This window comes from Mycobacterium timonense (assembly GCF_025821985.1).
In the GTDB taxonomy this organism is placed as follows: Bacteria; Actinomycetota; Actinomycetes; order Mycobacteriales; family Mycobacteriaceae; genus Mycobacterium; species Mycobacterium avium.
In genome coordinates this window covers 40,925-57,260 of sequence record NZ_JACKSY010000116.1, presented here as the reverse complement: position 1 = coordinate 57,260, position 16,336 = coordinate 40,925, and the positions used below count along the sequence as shown (strand labels likewise).

Sequence of the window (16,336 nt, the reverse complement as noted above, 5' to 3'; positions counted from 1 at the left end):
CATCCCCGCTCCGATTCAGCCGACCAATCCGTTGCCGTCCCCGCCGCCATCACGGCATAGTGGAAACTCGCAGAGCCTCAAGCGAAACGCCGATCGGCTTTACACCACTTCACGGGGCACAACCGGCATAGCGACGCGCGACGACTGTTGAACAGGCATCGAGATCGATGTTGAACCGGAACCAAACGATGCTTCGGATGTCCCTTCACACCGCCTCCGGGAACGTATGCAGCAAGCCGTCAGGCGGTCGCGACCTTGTTGGACTTCGTGCGGTTGCAGCGCCAGCACAGAGTCTGAAGATTGTCGGGAGTAGACATGCCGCCCTTGGAGATGGGCACGATGTGGTCCACCTCGAGAAGTAGGTGAGGTTCAGCCGCGAGCGACACCGAGCAGTACCGGCAGGTGTAATGATCACGCACCTTTATGGAGTTGCGCAGCCTCGAGGTCATTAGCGCCCGCTGGCCGGCAGCACTCTTTCTCCAGCGAATCTTCTGCGACAGTGTCTCGATGAGCGCGTCGATTGCTGGGGTGTCCAACGTGACGGTTGTGCGCTGCGAACTATTTCCGCCGGCACTGACGTACTCAAAGACGTACACAGGATACGGAACCCTGATCGGGGACAACTCAACACCGACGTGTTTCATAAACTCACCGAAGTAGTGCTTCAAGATGAACGCAGGCGGATTGAAAGACTTGGTGATGCTCGCCTCGCGCTGCGCAAGGTTGTTGACCGCATCTTCCAGTCGCGTGATGCTATCGCCCAAGTTTTCCACCTCGGCGAGATGGGCCTCGTCAGCTTTAATTCCAAAGTACTTCATCACGTACTTGAGGGGATCGGCCTTGGCATTGCGGACAACCTGTAGGGAACAGTTGTGTACGTCCGGCGCTTCGTAATTCGCTACGTTCCGGTCCCGGCGGTAATTCCAATGGCTGGTGTTCTGAAAAGACGCCAGATGTGCTTGGGCGCCGGCAGATGACGCGCCAAGCCTGAACGACCCACCGCTGCGGATCTCCGAGACGTAATCGGCGACCTCGTTGTGCTCGGCGACCACCGATGCGATCTTTTTCTTGTGGGCCAGGAATTCCTCGCTGGCGAAGTACCGCTCCTTGAGGATGTACAGAATGACCCTGTACAGGACGATGGCCGCAAGCCCAATTAAGACGATCGTTACGAAAGCTTCCATGCCGAGTCAAGCATCCCTTTGCAGAGTCTTCCGTTTAGCGAACCGGACTGTAGCAAAGCATTACGAGTGGTTTCGGCCTTTTGGCGAGATACCACGTCGCAACCGAGCGGCTGCTCAATCGCATCGTCGAGCGTGGGTCTAACGTACGAAAATCGCACCAGCTGCGTGCATATCCCCCACGCTCGGCGGCGGCGCCGAGCTACACGTTGAACCGGAACTCGACCACGTCGCCGTCGGCCATGACGTAGTCCTTGCCCTCCATCCGGACCTTGCCGGCGGCCTTGGCCGCCGCCATCGACCCCGCGGCGATCAGGTCGTCGTAGGAGACGATTTCGGCTTTGATGAAACCCTTTTCGAAGTCGCTGTGAATCACCCCGGCGGCCTTCGGCGCGGTATCGCCCTGGTGAATCACCCACGCCCGCGCCTCTTTGGGCCCCGCGGTCAGGAACGTCTGCAGCCTCAGCGTGTGAAAACCGGCCCGCGCCAACGCATCCAGGCCGCGCTCGGTCTGCCCGATCGACTCCAGCAACTCCGCCGCCGACTCGTCGTCGAGTTCGATCAGCTCGGATTCGATGGCCGCGTCCAGGAACACCGCGTCGGCCGGCGCGACCAGCTCGCGCAGCTCGGCGATGCGCGCGGGATCGGTCAGCACCGACTCGTCGGCGTTGAAGACATAGAGAAAAGGCTTGGTGGTCAACAGGTTCAGCTCGCGCAGCAGGGAGGTGTCGGTGCCCGCGCTGAACAGCGTCTTGCCCCCGTTCAGCGTCTCCTGCGCGGCCAGCGCCGCCTCGTAGACCGGCCGGCGCTCCTTGGAGGTGCGGGCCTCCTTCTCCAGCCGGCCCGCCGCGCGCTCCAGCGTCTGCAGGTCGGCCAGGATCAGCTCGGTCTCGACGACCTCGATGTCGGACCTGGGGTCCACCTGCCCGGCGACGTGGGTGACGTCATCGTCGGCGAACACCCGCACCACCTGGCAGATGGCGTCGCATTCGCGAATGTGGGCCAGGAACTTGTTGCCCAGCCCCGCCCCCTCGGAGGCGCCCTTGACCAGGCCGGCGATGTCGACGAAGGTGACCGGCGCCGCCACGATGCGCTCGGACTTGAACATCTCGGCCAGCTTGTCCAGCCGCGGGTCGGGCAGCGGCACCACGCCCTCGTTGGGCTCGATCGTCGCGAACGGATAGTTGGCCGCGACCACGTTGTTCCGGGTCAACGCGTTGAACAAGGTCGACTTGCCGACATTGGGCAGGCCCACTATTCCCAGGCTCAGGCTCACAGGGAATCAAGTCTAGGGGCCCGGCGCCGGCGACCATCCGGGCGACCATTCCTGCGCCACGCCGTGGCACGCCCGCGATCGCTACGAGGTATTTACGAGCCTTTCGGTCCATTCCCGGTACGGTCTACATGTGTCAGCACAGCGGGCAAGTTCGACGGTGGCGAGCGCCCACCGTTCGATCCACCCAAACATCCCAGGCCTCCCCTGGTACGCGGCCGTGCTTGTCGCCGTCACCGCGACCGCCATCGGCTATGGAATCGACGCTGGTCACAAGGAGCTGACCCACGTCTTCGCGGGCTTCTATATAGCCGGTTGCGTGGCGGCGGTGCTGGCGGTGCGCCAGGACGGCATCTTCACCACGATCATCCAGCCGCCGCTGATCCTGTTCTGCGCGGTGCCCGGGGCCTACTGGTTGTTCCACGACGCCAAGGTGGGCCGGCTCAAAGACCTGCTGATCAACTGCGGCTATCCGCTGATCGAGCGGTTCCCGCTGATGCTGGGTACCGCCGGCGCCGTGCTGGCGATCGGCTTGGTCCGCTGGTATTTCGGGCACGGTCAACGGTCGACGACGGCGGCCGGCTCCGACGACGCCGCCGCCGGCCCCAGTGTCGACATCCAGTCCCTCGTCGGCGGCCTGGTGGCCAAGGTGCGGGCGGCGCTGCACCCCGACTCCGACGGCGATACCACCGAGGAGAGCGCACAGCGGCGCCGCACCCGCCGGTCGGGCTCGTCGTCGAGAACGCGGCGCACCGCGCGCAGCACTCGCTCGTCGGCAAGCAGTTCGCGTACCCGCTCGCGGCATGCGCGCCCGCCGCTGGACGACGCCGCCGAACCGGCCGAACGCCCCGAACGGCCGCGGCGCGCCGCCCGGCGCAGCGCGGCGGCCCGCAACTACGACACCGCCGGCCGCAACTACGACGCCGCCGAACCGCCGCGGCGCACGCGCCGCCGCCCCCGGCCCGACGCCGACCCCGAGCTGCGCGGCCAACCACCGCGCGAGCCGCGTCGCGAGCCGCGGCCCCGGCGCAGTCCCTACGAACGACCCGTGCCGCGCAGCAGCCGTTTCGACGGCTACGACCCGCCGAGCGGGCCGGAGAACCTGGGCCGCTACGACACCCCCGAGCCGCCGTATGAGCCCCGGCGCCGCCGCCCCGCGTCGACCGGCGCCAACGGGACGCATCACCCCATCTCGCAGGTCCGCTACCGCGGCGCCGCCGCGCCGGGCCAGCCGCGAGAACCGCACACCGAGCGCCGCACCCGTTCGCGGACGCCGGGCCGGACGCAGGGTCGGCCGCCGGCGGAGTCCTGGGAGTACGACGCCTGACGTCAGCCTGAGGCGATCAGCGCGCTGAGCGGATCTCCCGCGGCAACGCGAACACCAGGGTCTCCTGCGCCGTCGTCACCGGTTGCACCACGTCGAAGCCGCACTCGGCCAGCCGCTCGAGCACGCCTTGCACCAAGACCTCGGGGACGGACGCGCCCGAGGTGACGCCCACCGTGGTGACGCCTTCCAGCCACGCGGGGTCGATGTCGTCGGCCCAGTCCACCAGGTGGGCCGCACCGGCCCCGCCGCCCAGCGCCACTTCCACCAGCCGCACCGAGTTCGACGAGTTGCGCGAGCCGACAACGATCACCAGGTCGCATTCCGGCGCCATCGCCTTGACCGCCACCTGGCGGTTCTGGGTCGCGTAGCAGATGTCGTCACTCGGCGGGTCCTGCAGCTTGGGGAACCGCTGCCGGAGCCGCTCGACGATCTCCATGGTCTCGTCGACCGACAGCGTGGTCTGCGACAGCCACACCACCTTGTCCTCGTCGCGGACCGTCACGTTGTCCACCGCGGCCACCCCGTCGACCAGCTGCACATGGTCGGGCGCCTCCCCGGCGGTGCCGACCACCTCCTCGTGGCCCTCGTGGCCGATCAGCAGGATGTCGTAGTCGTTGCGGGCGAACCGGCGCGCCTCGTTGTGCACCTTGGTCACCAGCGGGCAGGTGGCGTCGATGGTGTGCAGGTTGCGTTCGGCGGCCGCGGCGTGCACCGTCGGCGCCACGCCGTGCGCGGAGAACACCACGATCGCCCCTTCGGGAACCTCGTCGGTCTCCTCGACGAACACCGCGCCGGCCTTCTCCAAGGTGCTGACCACGTGCCGGTTGTGCACGATCTCGTGGCGCACGTACACCGGCGGGCCGTGCTTCTCCAGTGCGCGCTCCACGGTTTCCACGGCCCGGTCCACGCCCGCGCAGTATCCGCGCGGCTCGGCCAGGAGCACGCGCTTGCGGGACGGGTTGACGGCTACGGAGCTGGATGCGCCGGGAATCCCCATGTCGACGGTCGGCGGCATGGCATCCAGGGTACGTTCTGCCGACACGGGCTTGCCAGCTCGCGCCGGCGGGCTTGGAGTTAGCCGCCGCTTGAGGCAATCTTGGACCCATGGCTACTGCACCGTATGGAGTTCGGCTGCTGGTCGGCGCGGCGACAGTCGCCGTTGAGGAGACCATGCGGCTGCCGAAAACCATCCTGATGTATCCGATGACGCTGGCCAGCCAGGCCGCCCACATCGTGATGCGCTTTCAGCAGAACCTCGCAGAGCTGGTGATCAAGGGGGACAGCACCCTCGAATCCATCTTTCCGCCCAAGGACGAGAAGCCGGAATGGGCGACCTTCGACGAGGACATCGACGACGCGGCCGACGGCTACGCCAACCCGGCCGACGGCAGTGAGGGCGAGCGCCGGGCCGAGGGCCGATTCGCGCTCTACTCGGTGGCCGACGCGCACGACGACGCCAGCGCCCTGACCAGGTCGGCCCGCCCGTCCGCGAAGCCGGCGGCCGAGGCGTCGGTCCCGACACCGGCGGTGGTCACCGAACTGGACTACTCGGCGCTGACGCTGGCCCAGCTGCGGGCCCGGCTGCAATCGCTGAGCGTGGACGAACTCGAGGCGCTGCTGGCCTACGAGCAGGCCACCAAGGGCCGGGCGCCGTTTCAGACGCTGCTGGCCAACAGGATCACCCGCGCGAACGCGAAGTGACCCGGGCCGCTACCTCCGAACCGAACTCCGCCGAGAACCCATTTCCGGTGCGCGCGGTGGCAATTCGGGTCGCGAGCTGGATCGACAGGCTGGGCACGGTATGGGTGGAGGGTCAGCTGGCCCAGGTGTCGCTGCGGCCGGACTCCAAAACCGTGTTCATGGTGCTGCGTGACCCGGCCGCCGACATGTCGCTGACCGTGACCTGCCCGCGCGACCTGGTGCTCAACGCCCCGGTGAAACTGGCCGAAGGCACCCAGGTGGTGGTGTGCGGCAAGCCCTCGTTCTACACCGGCCGGGGCACGTTTTCGCTGCGGCTGTCCGAGATCCGCGCCGTCGGGGTGGGCGAACTGCTGGCCCGCATCGAGCGGCTACGCCGACTGCTGGACGCCGAAGGGCTTTTCGACCCTCGCCTCAAGCGGCCAATTCCCTTCCTGCCCAACATGATCGGGCTGATCACCGGCCGGGCGAGCGCCGCCGAGCGGGACGTGAAAACCGTCGCGGCGGGGCGCTGGCCCGCGGTGCGTTTCGCCGTGCGCAACACCGCGGTGCAGGGACCCAACGCGGTCGCGCAGATCGTGGAGGCCCTGCGCGAACTCGACCGGGACCCCGAGGTCGACGTCATCGTGCTCGCCCGCGGCGGCGGCAGCGTGGAGGACCTGTTGCCGTTCTCCGACGAGACGCTGTGCCGCGCCATCGCCGCCTGCCGCACCCCGGTGATCAGCGCGGTCGGTCACGAACCCGACAACCCGCTGTGCGATCTGGTCGCCGACGTGCGCGCGGCCACCCCCACCGACGCCGCGAAGAAGGTGGTGCCCGACACCGCGGCCGAACAGCGGCTGATCGACGACCTGCGGCGGCGCAGCGCACAGGCGTTGCGCAACTGGGTATCTCGCGAGCAACGCGCGCTGGCCCAGATCCGCAGCCGCCCGGTGCTGGCCGAGCCGCTGCGCGCGTTGACCGCACGCGCCGAGGAGGTGCACCGCGCCCGGTCGGCGATTCGGCGCGACGTCACCCGGTTGACCGCCGCCGAAACCGAGCGGATCGGCCACCTGCGCGCCCGGCTGGCGACATTGGGCCCGGCGGCCACCCTGGCCCGCGGTTACGCCGTGGTGCAGACCGTCGGCGCCGGCGGCCCCCACGTGCTGCGTACGGTCGGCGACGCGCCGGCGGGCACCCGGCTGCGGGTCCGGGTCGCCGACGGCGCCGTGGCGGCGCTGAGCGAGGGACCGACCGATGGCGAATAACAAGAAGGACGAGCAGGCCGCCGCGGCTACACCTATTAGTCGACTGGGCTATGAGGCGTGCCGGGACGAACTGATCGAGGTCGTGCGGCAACTGGAACAGGGCGGCCTGGACCTGGACGCGTCGCTGAACTTGTGGGAAAGAGGCGAACAGCTGGCTAAACGCTGTGAAGAGCACTTAGCTGGAGCGCGCAAGAGAATCGAAGACGCCCTCGCCGCGGGCGAGGCTGACGACGACTGAATTCGACCCTATTGGAGAGCTTCGTTGCCACACTTTTTCGAAACTGGAACACGTTTCAGTTATGATCGGCCCCATGGGTGATCCATCGCTGACGGCCGAACTGGGTCGCGTTCTGGTCACCGGGGGCTCCGGGTTCGTCGGCGCCAACCTGGTGACCACCCTGCTCGAGCGCGGATATCAGGTTCGCTCCTTCGACCGCGCCCCCTCGCCGCTGCCGGCGCACCCACACCTGGAGGTGCTGCAGGGCGACATCACCGACGCCGGTGTGTGCGCCGCCGCGGTCGAGGGCATCGACACGATCTTTCACACCGCGGCGATCATCGACCTGATGGGCGGCGCCTCGGTCACCGAGGAGTACCGGCAGCGCAGCTTCGCGGTGAACGTCGGCGGCACCGAGAATCTGGTCCGTGCCGGGCAGGCGGCCGGCGTGCAGCGCTTCGTCTACACCTCGTCGAACAGCGTCGTCATGGGCGGCCAGAACATCGTCGGCGGCGACGAGACCTTGCCCTACACCGACCGGTTCAACGACCTCTACACCGAGACCAAGGTGCTCGCCGAGCGATTCGTCTTGGGCCAGAACGGCGTTGACGGCATGCTGACGTGTGCGATCCGGCCCAGTGGCATCTGGGGCCGGGGCGACCAAACCATGTTCCGCAAGCTGTTCGAAAGCGTGATCGCCGGCCACGTCAAGGTGCTGATCGGCCGCAAATCCGCCCGATTGGACAACTCTTACGTGCACAACCTGATTCACGGTTTCATCCTGGCGGCCCAGCACCTGACGCCCGGCGGCACCGCGCCCGGTCAGGCGTACTTCATCAACGACGCCGAGCCGATCAACATGTTCGAGTTCGCCCGGCCGGTGGTCGAGGCCTGCGGCGTGAACTGGCCCCGGGTCCGGGTCAACGGCCCCATCGTGCGCGCGGCGATGACGGGTTGGCAGCGGCTGCATTTCAGGTTCGGGATCCCGGCGCCGCTGCTCGAGCCGCTCGCGGTCGAGCGGCTGTATCTGGACAACTTCTTCTCCATCGCCAAGGCCTCGCGCGACCTCGGCTATCAGCCGCTGTTCACCACCGAGCAGGCGATGTCGGAATGCCTGCCGTACTACGTCGGCATGTTCGAACAGATGAAGCGACAAGCCTTGGCGGGCAAGGCATCCGCCTAGCGGAAGCTGACCATCTCACTGCCCCAGGCGGCACGGGCCTTGGCGTCCACGTCGTGGGCCAGCACGTCGTTCTTGCCGATGATCAGGCAGGCGCGGTCCTGCTCCTGATACGGCGCCCACTCCGGGCTGCCGGCGGGGCCCGCCGGTTTCGCGTGCGCGGCGAAGTTGGTCCATCGGGTCCGCACCCGCTTGGACACCGCCTTGGCGGTCTTGCTGCCGCCGAGCTTGAGGGTGGGATCCTTGGGCGCACCGAGAGTGCCCCAGACATAAGGCAATTCGGTGGCGTGCGCGGCCTTGACCATCAGCAGCCTCAGCAGCGGGGTGGAGTAGTCGAACCGGTACAGATACACCGGCGCCACCCGGGCGTGCCCCTCGGCGAGCCACACCGACGGCATCCGGAAGCCCACGTCGGTGGCGATGCTCAAATACCTTGCCCTGCGGCGGAATCGGGAATAGGCGGAGCCGATCTGCTTTTCGGTGGGCAGCTGCAAGTCGGGTTGTTCGGCGGCGATCTGGTTGAACATCGAGGTGATGGCGTGCGGGGTGATCGGCATCAGCGCCGAGCGCATCAGCCGGAACAGCGCCGCCTCGTGCTGGTTGGTACCGATGATCAGCGGCACCGGGTGCGAGCAGCCCTGTTGTGCCACCTTCACCGGATAGTCGGCCAGCACGTCGCCGTCGACGATCGGGACGAACGCCAGCGTCCCCGGATTGCGCACCGGCACTTCGTCGAACACCTGTTGGGAGGCGGCCAGGATCGCCGCCATCGGCATGTCGATCAGCCGTCGTGACTCCGATGCGGTGATGCCCAGCTTGCCCAGGAAGGCTTCGGCGACACGGGCGGCGCGGTCACGGTCGTACACCGAGGTGGCCGGCGAACTCTGCGCGATGGCAGCGGCGAACAGGCCCGCGGCCGCGGGGCTGGCCAACAGCGTGGTGACGATCCCCGCCCCTGCCGACTCGCCGAACAGGGTGACCCGCCGCGGGTCGCCGCCGAATGCGGTGATGTTGTCGCGCACCCACTCCAGCGCCGCCAGCACGTCGCGCAGCCCGACGTTGGAGTCGAAGCTGCGCCCCGCGCTGTTCAGCGACGACAGGTCGAGAAAGCCGAGCGCGCCGAGCCGGTAGTTGACCGTCACCACCACGACGTCGCCGTGGCTGACCAGCCGGCGGCCGTCGTAGAGCGTCTGGCTGCTCGACCCCAGCACGTAGGCGCCGCCGTGCAGCCACACCATCACCGGCTTGGCGTCCCCGGGTTGGGTGTCGGCGGATGCCCAGACGTTGAGCCGCAAGCAGTCTTCGCCTTGGGGCGCACCCAAATCCAGCGGCATGTTCGGGAACACCGGCTGCGGACAGGCGGGGCCGAAGACGGTGGCGTCGGCCACCTCGGTCCACCGCTCGGGCGGCTGGGGCGCGCGGAAGCGCAGGTCGCCGATGGGCGGCGCCGCGTAGCGAATGCCTTTCCACGCCTTGACACCGTCGACTGGGACGCCCCGGACCGGGCCGTAACCGGTTTCCACCACGAGGTCATCGACCGCCATGCGCACAAAACCTCCTGGAAGAAACTGAAAACGGCGTCGCCTCATTATGGTCGATGAGCGGCGCGGCCCGAGGCGGTTCGCCTAGCGCGCGCCCAGCCGCTGGGTGAGGAATTCGACCACCCGCTTGCGGGCCTCGTAGGCCGGGTGGCCGTCGACTTCGCGGACCTCCAGGGTGAGCACCGAGTGCGCCGTCTTGCCGAATCCGTGTTCGTTGCCCGGGCGCGAGTCGATCTCGATCACCTCGAAGGCGTCGCCGAGCCGCTGCTTGAGTGCGGTGAACCGCTCACGCGGCGACGTCCAGTCCTCGCTGAACCGTAAACCCATGGCGCACAAGCCCTCATTGGCGCACCGGTCGGCCACGGTGGCCAGCTCGGCCTCGCTCACGCCGGGGTCGCGGCGCCGCGTCGCGCCCAGCGGGAAGGGCACCGACGGCTGCGACAGCACCGGTGCCAGCACGCTCTCGTCGACCGCGGCGGCCAACGCGAAACCGCCGGTGAAGCATTGGCCGATCACCCCGACCCCGTCACCCGGCGTCGACGCGTTGAGGTCACGGGCCAACGCCCGCAGGAACAACGACACCGGCCGCTGCTTGTTGGTGGCGAACGCGGCGAATTCCCTTGCCACGCAGGCCCTCGTCATGCCCGCGACGAGGTAGCCCGGCGACACCGGCTTGCCCGGCTCACCGAACAGCGACGGCATCGCGACCGTGAAACCGTTGTCCACCAAATGATTACCCAGGGCCAACACCCCGGGATGAATCCCCGGCAGCTCCGGAATCAGCACCACGCCCGGGCCCACGCCCTTGCGGTAGACGTCGTGGGTGTAGCCGCCACCGCTGAACGGTGCCACCGACCAGCCGGACAGATCAGCCTCTGGTGCAGTCATGCTCGGCCTTTCGTCAGCGCACGGGCAACGGCGGTTGCGACTGGGTCGCCGAGGCCAGCGTACGGAACTGCTCGGCGTTTCCGGCGCCGGTGATCGCGATCTGGGTGGCGCCGCCCGCGCCGGTCAGCCGGGTCGTCCACACCGGCTCGGCGTCCGCGCCGCTTTGACCGGAACCCTGATAGATGACCCAGCTGGTTCCGGCGACGTCGACCGTTCCGGTCGGGTAGGCCGACGGATGAATCGAGTTGATCAGCTTGTCCTCGTCGGCGTTGCTCTGCGTCAGGCTCAGATACATCCCGGTCGGGCTGATGTAGCCGACCACCGAGGTGGGGGCGTTGAGCCGTTGACCGGTCGACGGGTCGGTCCGGCCGTTCTGGATGCCGCCGCGGTGGCCGGAGTTGGCCTGCCAGCCGGCCGGCAGCGCCGGTTGGCGGACGGGGAAGCCCAGCGTCGCCGCGTCCGCCCGCAGGGCCGCCGCGGCATCGTAGGACGGGATGGGCCCCGGCCTGCCGTGCAGCTGCAACGAACACATGCCCAGCAGCCCGGCCAGCACGACACACCCGATCACCAGCGGTATCAGCGACCAGAACATGTCGCGGCCGTCCTGCAGCAGCCGCGGTTTCTCCGGCCTGCGAACGGGCCCGGCCGCCGCGGCAGACTCGCCCGGCGAGCTGGCATTCAGCGACGGCTGCTCGGTCATCCTCCAAGTATCCCAGTTCTCGCGGACCGATCCGCTTCTGGGACAATCAGCAACCATGACAGTTGAGGGCGACCGCTCGTCCGCCGCCACCGGCCGGGCCCCGGCGCAGGGCCGGCCGCGCGGCGAGGCACCAGACCGCAACCTGGCGTTGGAACTGGTCCGCGTCACCGAGGCCGGCGCCATGGCCGCCGGCCGCTGGGTCGGCCGCGGCGACAAAGAGGGCGGCGACGGGGCGGCGGTCGACGCGATGCGTGAGCTGGTCAACACGGTGTCGATGCGCGGTGTGGTGGTCATCGGCGAGGGCGAGAAGGACCACGCGCCGATGCTCTACAACGGCGAGGAGGTCGGCAACGGCGACGGCCCGGAATGCGACTTCGCCGTCGACCCGATCGACGGCACCACGCTGATGAGCAAGGGCATGCCCAACGCCATCTCCGTGCTGGCGGTGGCCGACCGCGGCGCCATGTTCGACCCGTCGGCGGTGTTCTACATGAACAAGATCGCCGTCGGGCCCGAGGCCGCGCACGTGCTGGACATCACCGCGCCGATCGCCGAGAACATCAAGGCCGTCGCCAAGGTCAAGGCCCTGTCGGTGCGCGACATGACCGTGTGCATCCTGGACCGGCCGCGGCACGCGAAGCTCATCGACGAGGTCCGCGAGACCGGGGCCCGGATCCGGCTGATCACCGACGGCGACGTGGCCGGCGCGATCTCGGCCTGCCGCCCGCACTCCGGCACCGACATGCTGGCCGGCATCGGCGGCACCCCGGAGGGCATCATCGCCGCCGCCGCCATCCGCTGCATGGGCGGCGCCATCCAGGCGCAGCTGGCCCCCCGCGACGACGAGGAACGCCAGAAGGCCATCGACGCCGGCTACGACCTGGACCAGATCCTGACGACCGAGGACCTGGTCTCCGGTGAGAACGTCTTCTTCTGCGCCACCGGGGTCACCAACGGTGACCTGCTCAAGGGTGTGCAGTACTACCCCGGCGGCTGCACCACCCAGTCGATCGTCATGCGATCGAAGTCGGGCACCGTCCGGATGATCGAGGCCTACCACCGGCTGTCGAAGCTCAACGAGTACTCCGCCATCGACTTCACCGGCGACAGCTCTGCCGCCTATCCCCTGCCCTGAGAACCGACCCGAGAACGAGGAAGCCACTGTATGGCCACTGACGACGGCGACACCGACTACCGCATCGAGCGCGACACCATGGGCGAGGTCCGGGTACCCGCAAAAGCGTTGTGGCGCGCGCAAACCCAGCGCGCGGTCGAGAACTTCCCGATCTCGGGCCGGGGCCTGGAACGCACCCAGATCCGCGCCCTGGGCCTGCTGAAGGGCGCCTGCGCGCAGGTCAACAAGGATCTGGGGTTGCTGGCGCCGGAGAAGGCCGACGCGATCATCGCCGCGGCCGCCGAGATCGCCGACGGTCGCCACGACGACCAGTTTCCCATCGACGTCTTCCAGACCGGCTCGGGCACCAGCTCGAACATGAACACCAACGAGGTGATCGCGTCCATCGCGGCCGCCAACGGGGTGACCGTGCATCCCAACGACGACGTCAACATGTCGCAGTCGTCGAACGACACCTTCCCCACCGCAACCCACATCGCGGCCACGGAAGCCGCAGTGCGCCATCTGATTCCGGCGCTGCAGGTGCTGCACGACGCCCTGGCGAGCAAGGCCCGCGAGTGGCACACCGTGGTCAAGTCGGGCCGCACCCACCTGATGGACGCCGTGCCGGTGACGCTCGGCCAGGAGTTCAGCGGCTACGCCCGCCAGATCGAGGCCGGCATCGAGCGGGTGCGGGCCACGCTGCCCCGGCTGGGTGAGCTGGCGATCGGCGGGACCGCGGTGGGCACCGGTCTCAACGCTCCCGACGGCTTCGGCGCCAAGGTGGTCGAGACGCTGATCGCCTCCACCGGATTGAGCGAATTGCGCACGGCGACAAACTCGTTCGAGGCCCAGGCGGCGCGCGACGGGCTGGTCGAGGCCTCCGGCGCGCTGCGCACCATCGCGGTGTCGCTGACCAAGATCGCCAACGACATCCGCTGGATGGGTTCGGGGCCGCTGACCGGCCTGGCCGAGATCGCCCTTCCCGATCTGCAGCCGGGCAGCTCGATCATGCCGGGCAAGGTGAATCCGGTTATCCCCGAAGCGGTTACGCAGGTCGCCGCGCAGGTGATCGGCAACGACGCGGCGGTGGCCGTCGGCGGCTTGTCGGGCGCCTTCGAGCTCAACGTGTACATCCCGATGATGGCCCGCAACATCCTGGAGTCGTTCAAGCTGCTGACCAACGTGTCGAGGCTGTTCGCCGAGCGCTGCATCAGCGGGCTGAGCGCCAACGTGGAGCACCTGCGCGAGCTCGCCGAATCCTCACCGTCGATCGTGACGCCGCTGAACTCGGCGATCGGCTACGAGGAGGCGGCGGCGGTGGCCAAGCAGGCGCTCAAGGAGCGCAAGACGATTCGGCAGACCGTCATCGACCGCGGGCTGATCGGCGACAAGCTGTCGCTCGAGGAGCTCGACCGCCGGCTCGACGTGCTGGCCATGGCCAAGGTCAAGCCGCAGGACTGAGCCGACCGTTCGGTGACGGCGGTTGATGACAGTAAGGATGGTTTTTCGATGACGGCTCCTCCCGGCGGTCCCTATGGCCCGGGGTCCTACGGAAGCAATCCGTATGGGCAGGAGCCGAATTGGAGCGGCCAGCCACCAGGCGGTCAGCCACAGGGCGGTCAGCCACAGGGCGGCCCCTATCCGCAGCCCGGGCAGTATCCGGCCGGCGGTCCGTATCCCTACCCGCCGCCGGGCGGCGGCTACCCGTACCCGGGTGGCCCCTACCCGGGCGGCCCGTACCCGGGTGCGCCGTATCCCGGTCCCGGACAGCCGTTCGGTCCCGGCGGGCCCTACTCGCCGGGACCGCCGCCCGGCGGCCCCGGCTCCAAGTTGCCCTGGCTGATCGTCGCCGGGCTGGTCGTGCTGGCGGTGATCGCGCTGGTGGCCACCCTGGTGGTGATGAAGGGCGGGCACGGCAGCAAGCCGTCCGGCGCCACGCCGTCGTCCACCAGTACCTCGGTGTCGCAGCCGAAGAACTCGGCGCAGAACGCCACCGATTGCACCCCGAACGTGTCCGGCGGCGACATGCCCCGGTCCGACTCCATCGCCGCGGGCAAGCTTTCGTTCCCGGCCAACGCGGCGCCGTCGGGGTGGACGGTGTTCTCCGACGACCAGGGCCCGAACCTGATCGGTGCGCTGGGCGTGGCCCAGGATGTTCCGGGGGCCAACCAGTGGATGATGACCGCCGAGGTCGGCGTCACCAACTTCGTCCCCAGCATGGACCTCACCGCGCAGGCCACCAAACTGATGCAGTGCCTGGCCAACGGGCCCGGCTATGCGAACGCGATGCCCACCCTGGGCCCGATCAAGACGTCACCGATCACCGTCGACGGCACCAAGGCGGTCCGGGCCGACGCCGACGTCACCATCGCCGACCCCACCCGCAACGTCAAGGGCGATTCGGTCACCATCATCGCGGTCGACACCAAACCCGTCAGCGTGTTCATCGGCAGCACACCGATCGGTGACAGCGCCTCGGCCGGACTGATCGGCAAGATCATCGCCGCGCTCAAGGTCGCGAAGTCCTAACCGGTGGGCGCCGAGACGTGGGTGGTCTCGGATCGCCCGCGCAGCACGGTGGAATAGCATTCGGCCCAGTGCCCGCGTTCGGCCTCGCCGGCCGCCTCGATCGCCGCCGCCGAACACAGGATTCTGCGGTCGGCGGTCTTGGCCAGGTCGGCCAGCCGCGCCGCCTCGTTCACGGCGTCACCGATCACGGTGTATTCGTACCGGTTCTCGGCGCCGACGTTGCCGGCGAAGACCCGGCCCGCGGACACACCGATCCCGAAATCGACTGGCAACTGCCGTAATTGGGTACCGAGCGTGCGGGCCGTCGCCAGCGCCGCAGACGCCGGCTCATTGGTCGGCAACGGCACCCCGAAGACGGCCAGCGCGGCGTCGCCGGCGAATTTGTTGACCAGACCGTGGTGTTCGTCGACGGCGTTGACGACAATCCGGAAGAAGTCGTTGAGCACCTCCGCGACCTCTTGCGGGGGGCGGCTTTCCGCGAGCTGGGTGGAGCCGACCAGATCGATGAACAGCACCGCCGCTTCCACCACGTCCCCGGACAGCGACGCCCCCTCTTCGATGGCGCGCTGCGCGACGTCCGCGCCGACGTGTCGGCCGAACAGGTCGCGCAGCCGGTCACGCTCGGCGAGCCCGGCCACCATCCGGTTGAAACCCGTTTGCAGCCTGCCGATTTGGGAGCGCTCGTAGGCGCCGACGTAGGTCTCCATCCGGCCGTGCTCAATCTCGGCCATCGCATCGACGACCTCGCCGATCGGATCGGAGATGGAGCGCGACGTCAAGATCATCGTCGGCAGCCCGAGCACCAGCGCCGCCAGCGACACCACCAGGATGGGCACATCCAGCGACGCGGACTTCTCGACCAACCAGCCGTACGAGCGCAGCACCACCAAGGCCGCGATGACGGCGATGGGGAACGCGCTGCACAGGAACCACAGCAGGACCAGCCGCGCGTACACGCTGGGCACCGCCAGCCGCGGCTCGGCGCCCAGCGTGGCCGCCCGCATGATGGGCCGCAGCGTGCGCTGGGCGAGCAGCATCCCGGTGCCGGCGGCGGCCGAGCCGCCCAGCAACGCGCCGAGCGCGATGGGCAGCAGAAGTCGTGCTCCCCCAGCCAGATTCAGCAGCAGGAAGATCCCACCGCTCACCGCCCAGGCGGTCACCAGGATCGCCGACTGGCGGCCGGCCAGCTTCATCACCGCGTCGCGCTGCTGCGGCGTGGGTTCCTCGCCCGCGACATACCAGCGCAGCGTGGGAGCCAGGCTCAGCGCGCCGGCCACCGCGACGCCGACGATGCCCAGCGCGATGAGCGCCAGCACCGGCCCGGTGTTCTGCCGCGCGAAGTCGGCGTTGACTCCGACGGATGTGTGGCCGCGCAACGGGATCAGGATGGCCGCGGCTTCGCCGACGGCCAGCACATACGACAGGCTCATGTCCAGCC

At 68.6% G+C, this 16,336-nt stretch carries 15 protein-coding genes; 8 read left to right on the top strand and 7 right to left on the bottom strand.

Features of this window, described 5'->3' with window-relative positions:
- Positions 1 to 239: 239 nt before the first annotated feature.
- Positions 240 to 1,184: an HNH endonuclease gene (locus H7I87_RS28310; RefSeq protein ID WP_003875389.1), complete on the bottom strand. Its 945-nt coding sequence runs from the start codon at positions 1,182 to 1,184 to the stop codon at positions 240 to 242.
- Between the two features lie 199 nt (positions 1,185 to 1,383).
- Positions 1,384 to 2,457 (bottom strand): redox-regulated ATPase YchF, encoded by a 1,074-nt coding sequence (gene ychF / locus H7I87_RS28305; RefSeq protein ID WP_009975391.1) that lies wholly within the window; start codon positions 2,455 to 2,457, stop codon positions 1,384 to 1,386.
- A gap of 130 nt (positions 2,458 to 2,587) precedes the next feature.
- Here ychF and H7I87_RS28300 point away from each other — a divergent pair, with 130 nt between their 5' ends.
- Positions 2,588 to 3,781: a DUF6542 domain-containing protein gene (locus H7I87_RS28300; RefSeq protein WP_080516334.1), complete on the top strand. Its 1,194-nt coding sequence runs from the start codon at positions 2,588 to 2,590 to the stop codon at positions 3,779 to 3,781.
- Between the two features lie 16 nt (positions 3,782 to 3,797).
- On the opposite strand, the gene H7I87_RS28295 is transcribed toward H7I87_RS28300, so the two are convergent.
- A complete protein-coding gene (locus H7I87_RS28295; protein WP_009975388.1) occupies positions 3,798 to 4,796 on the bottom strand; it encodes a 4-hydroxy-3-methylbut-2-enyl diphosphate reductase in 999 nt (332 codons plus the stop codon).
- 89 nt (positions 4,797 to 4,885) lie between these two features.
- Here H7I87_RS28295 and H7I87_RS28290 point away from each other — a divergent pair, with 89 nt between their 5' ends.
- The 4 genes from H7I87_RS28290 (at position 4,886) to H7I87_RS28275 (ending at position 8,126) form a co-directional block, all read left to right on the top strand.
- The gene (locus H7I87_RS28290; RefSeq protein ID WP_011724015.1) at positions 4,886 to 5,482 is read left to right on the top strand and encodes a lipid droplet-associated protein; all 597 of its coding nucleotides are present in this window, start codon (positions 4,886 to 4,888) and stop codon (positions 5,480 to 5,482) included.
- Positions 5,479 to 6,726, top strand: a complete 1,248-nt coding sequence (gene xseA, locus H7I87_RS28285) for an exodeoxyribonuclease VII large subunit (protein ID WP_009975385.1) — start codon at positions 5,479 to 5,481, stop codon at positions 6,724 to 6,726. Before H7I87_RS28290 ends, xseA begins: the two co-directional genes overlap by 4 nt.
- The gene (locus tag H7I87_RS28280) at positions 6,716 to 6,964 is read left to right on the top strand and encodes an exodeoxyribonuclease VII small subunit (RefSeq protein ID WP_003875383.1); all 249 of its coding nucleotides are present in this window, start codon (positions 6,716 to 6,718) and stop codon (positions 6,962 to 6,964) included. Before xseA ends, H7I87_RS28280 begins: the two co-directional genes overlap by 11 nt.
- A 61-nt stretch (positions 6,965 to 7,025) precedes the next feature.
- Entirely contained in the window at positions 7,026 to 8,126 is a 1,101-nt protein-coding gene (locus tag H7I87_RS28275) for a 3-beta-hydroxysteroid dehydrogenase (protein ID WP_009975382.1), read from the top strand.
- On the opposite strand, the gene H7I87_RS28270 is transcribed toward H7I87_RS28275, so the two are convergent.
- The 3 genes from H7I87_RS28270 to H7I87_RS28260 form a co-directional block, all read right to left on the bottom strand.
- Positions 8,123 to 9,667: a carboxylesterase/lipase family protein gene (locus H7I87_RS28270; RefSeq protein WP_011724013.1), complete on the bottom strand. Its 1,545-nt coding sequence runs from the start codon at positions 9,665 to 9,667 to the stop codon at positions 8,123 to 8,125. The genes H7I87_RS28275 and H7I87_RS28270 overlap by 4 nt on opposite strands.
- An 81-nt stretch (positions 9,668 to 9,748) precedes the next feature.
- Positions 9,749 to 10,552 (bottom strand): dienelactone hydrolase family protein, encoded by an 804-nt coding sequence (locus H7I87_RS28265; protein ID WP_011724012.1) that lies wholly within the window; start codon positions 10,550 to 10,552, stop codon positions 9,749 to 9,751.
- A 13-nt stretch (positions 10,553 to 10,565) separates the two neighbouring features.
- Complete coding sequence (locus H7I87_RS28260; RefSeq protein ID WP_011724011.1) at positions 10,566 to 11,252, bottom strand: DUF4245 domain-containing protein; 687 nt, start codon at positions 11,250 to 11,252, stop codon at positions 10,566 to 10,568.
- 55 nt (positions 11,253 to 11,307) lie between these two features.
- Between H7I87_RS28260 and glpX the strand changes: the two genes are divergently transcribed.
- The 3 genes from glpX to H7I87_RS28245 are packed head-to-tail and all read left to right on the top strand — an operon-like array spanning position 11,308 to position 14,898.
- Positions 11,308 to 12,387 carry a class II fructose-bisphosphatase gene (gene glpX / locus H7I87_RS28255; RefSeq protein WP_003875378.1) on the top strand — a complete coding sequence of 360 codons (1,080 nt, stop codon included), beginning with the start codon at positions 11,308 to 11,310 and terminating at the stop codon, positions 12,385 to 12,387.
- A gap of 30 nt (positions 12,388 to 12,417) precedes the next feature.
- Positions 12,418 to 13,830, top strand: coding sequence for a class II fumarate hydratase (locus H7I87_RS28250; RefSeq protein ID WP_003875377.1), 1,413 nt, complete (start codon positions 12,418 to 12,420; stop codon positions 13,828 to 13,830).
- A gap of 48 nt (positions 13,831 to 13,878) precedes the next feature.
- The gene (locus tag H7I87_RS28245; protein ID WP_011724010.1) at positions 13,879 to 14,898 is read left to right on the top strand and encodes a hypothetical protein; all 1,020 of its coding nucleotides are present in this window, start codon (positions 13,879 to 13,881) and stop codon (positions 14,896 to 14,898) included.
- Here H7I87_RS28245 and H7I87_RS28240 read toward each other — a convergent pair.
- Entirely contained in the window at positions 14,895 to 16,328 is a 1,434-nt protein-coding gene (locus tag H7I87_RS28240; RefSeq protein WP_011724009.1) for an adenylate/guanylate cyclase domain-containing protein, read from the bottom strand. The genes H7I87_RS28245 and H7I87_RS28240 overlap by 4 nt on opposite strands.
- Positions 16,329 to 16,336: the final 8 nt, after the last annotated feature.

What these genes read in the sequence shown, in the direction of transcription:
- H7I87_RS28310 (WP_003875389.1), bottom strand. Translation starts at nt 1,184, where the DNA reads ATGGAAGCTTTCGTAACGATCGTCTTAATTGGGCTTGCGGCCATCGTC.
- H7I87_RS28295 (WP_009975388.1), bottom strand. Translation starts at nt 4,796, where the DNA reads ATGCCGCCGACCGTCGACATGGGGATTCCCGGCGCATCCAGCTCCGTA.
- H7I87_RS28290 (WP_011724015.1), top strand. Translation starts at nt 4,886, where the DNA reads ATGGCTACTGCACCGTATGGAGTTCGGCTGCTGGTCGGCGCGGCGACA.
- H7I87_RS28280 (WP_003875383.1), top strand. Translation starts at nt 6,716, where the DNA reads ATGGCGAATAACAAGAAGGACGAGCAGGCCGCCGCGGCTACACCTATT.
- H7I87_RS28275 (WP_009975382.1), top strand. Translation starts at nt 7,026, where the DNA reads ATGATCGGCCCCATGGGTGATCCATCGCTGACGGCCGAACTGGGTCGC.
- H7I87_RS28270 (WP_011724013.1), bottom strand. Translation starts at nt 9,667, where the DNA reads ATGGCGGTCGATGACCTCGTGGTGGAAACCGGTTACGGCCCGGTCCGG.
- H7I87_RS28265 (WP_011724012.1), bottom strand. Translation starts at nt 10,552, where the DNA reads ATGACTGCACCAGAGGCTGATCTGTCCGGCTGGTCGGTGGCACCGTTC.
- H7I87_RS28260 (WP_011724011.1), bottom strand. Translation starts at nt 11,252, where the DNA reads ATGACCGAGCAGCCGTCGCTGAATGCCAGCTCGCCGGGCGAGTCTGCC.
- glpX (WP_003875378.1), top strand. Translation starts at nt 11,308, where the DNA reads ATGACAGTTGAGGGCGACCGCTCGTCCGCCGCCACCGGCCGGGCCCCG.
- H7I87_RS28250 (WP_003875377.1), top strand. Translation starts at nt 12,418, where the DNA reads ATGGCCACTGACGACGGCGACACCGACTACCGCATCGAGCGCGACACC.
- H7I87_RS28245 (WP_011724010.1), top strand. Translation starts at nt 13,879, where the DNA reads ATGACGGCTCCTCCCGGCGGTCCCTATGGCCCGGGGTCCTACGGAAGC.
- H7I87_RS28240 (WP_011724009.1), bottom strand. Translation starts at nt 16,328, where the DNA reads ATGAGCCTGTCGTATGTGCTGGCCGTCGGCGAAGCCGCGGCCATCCTG.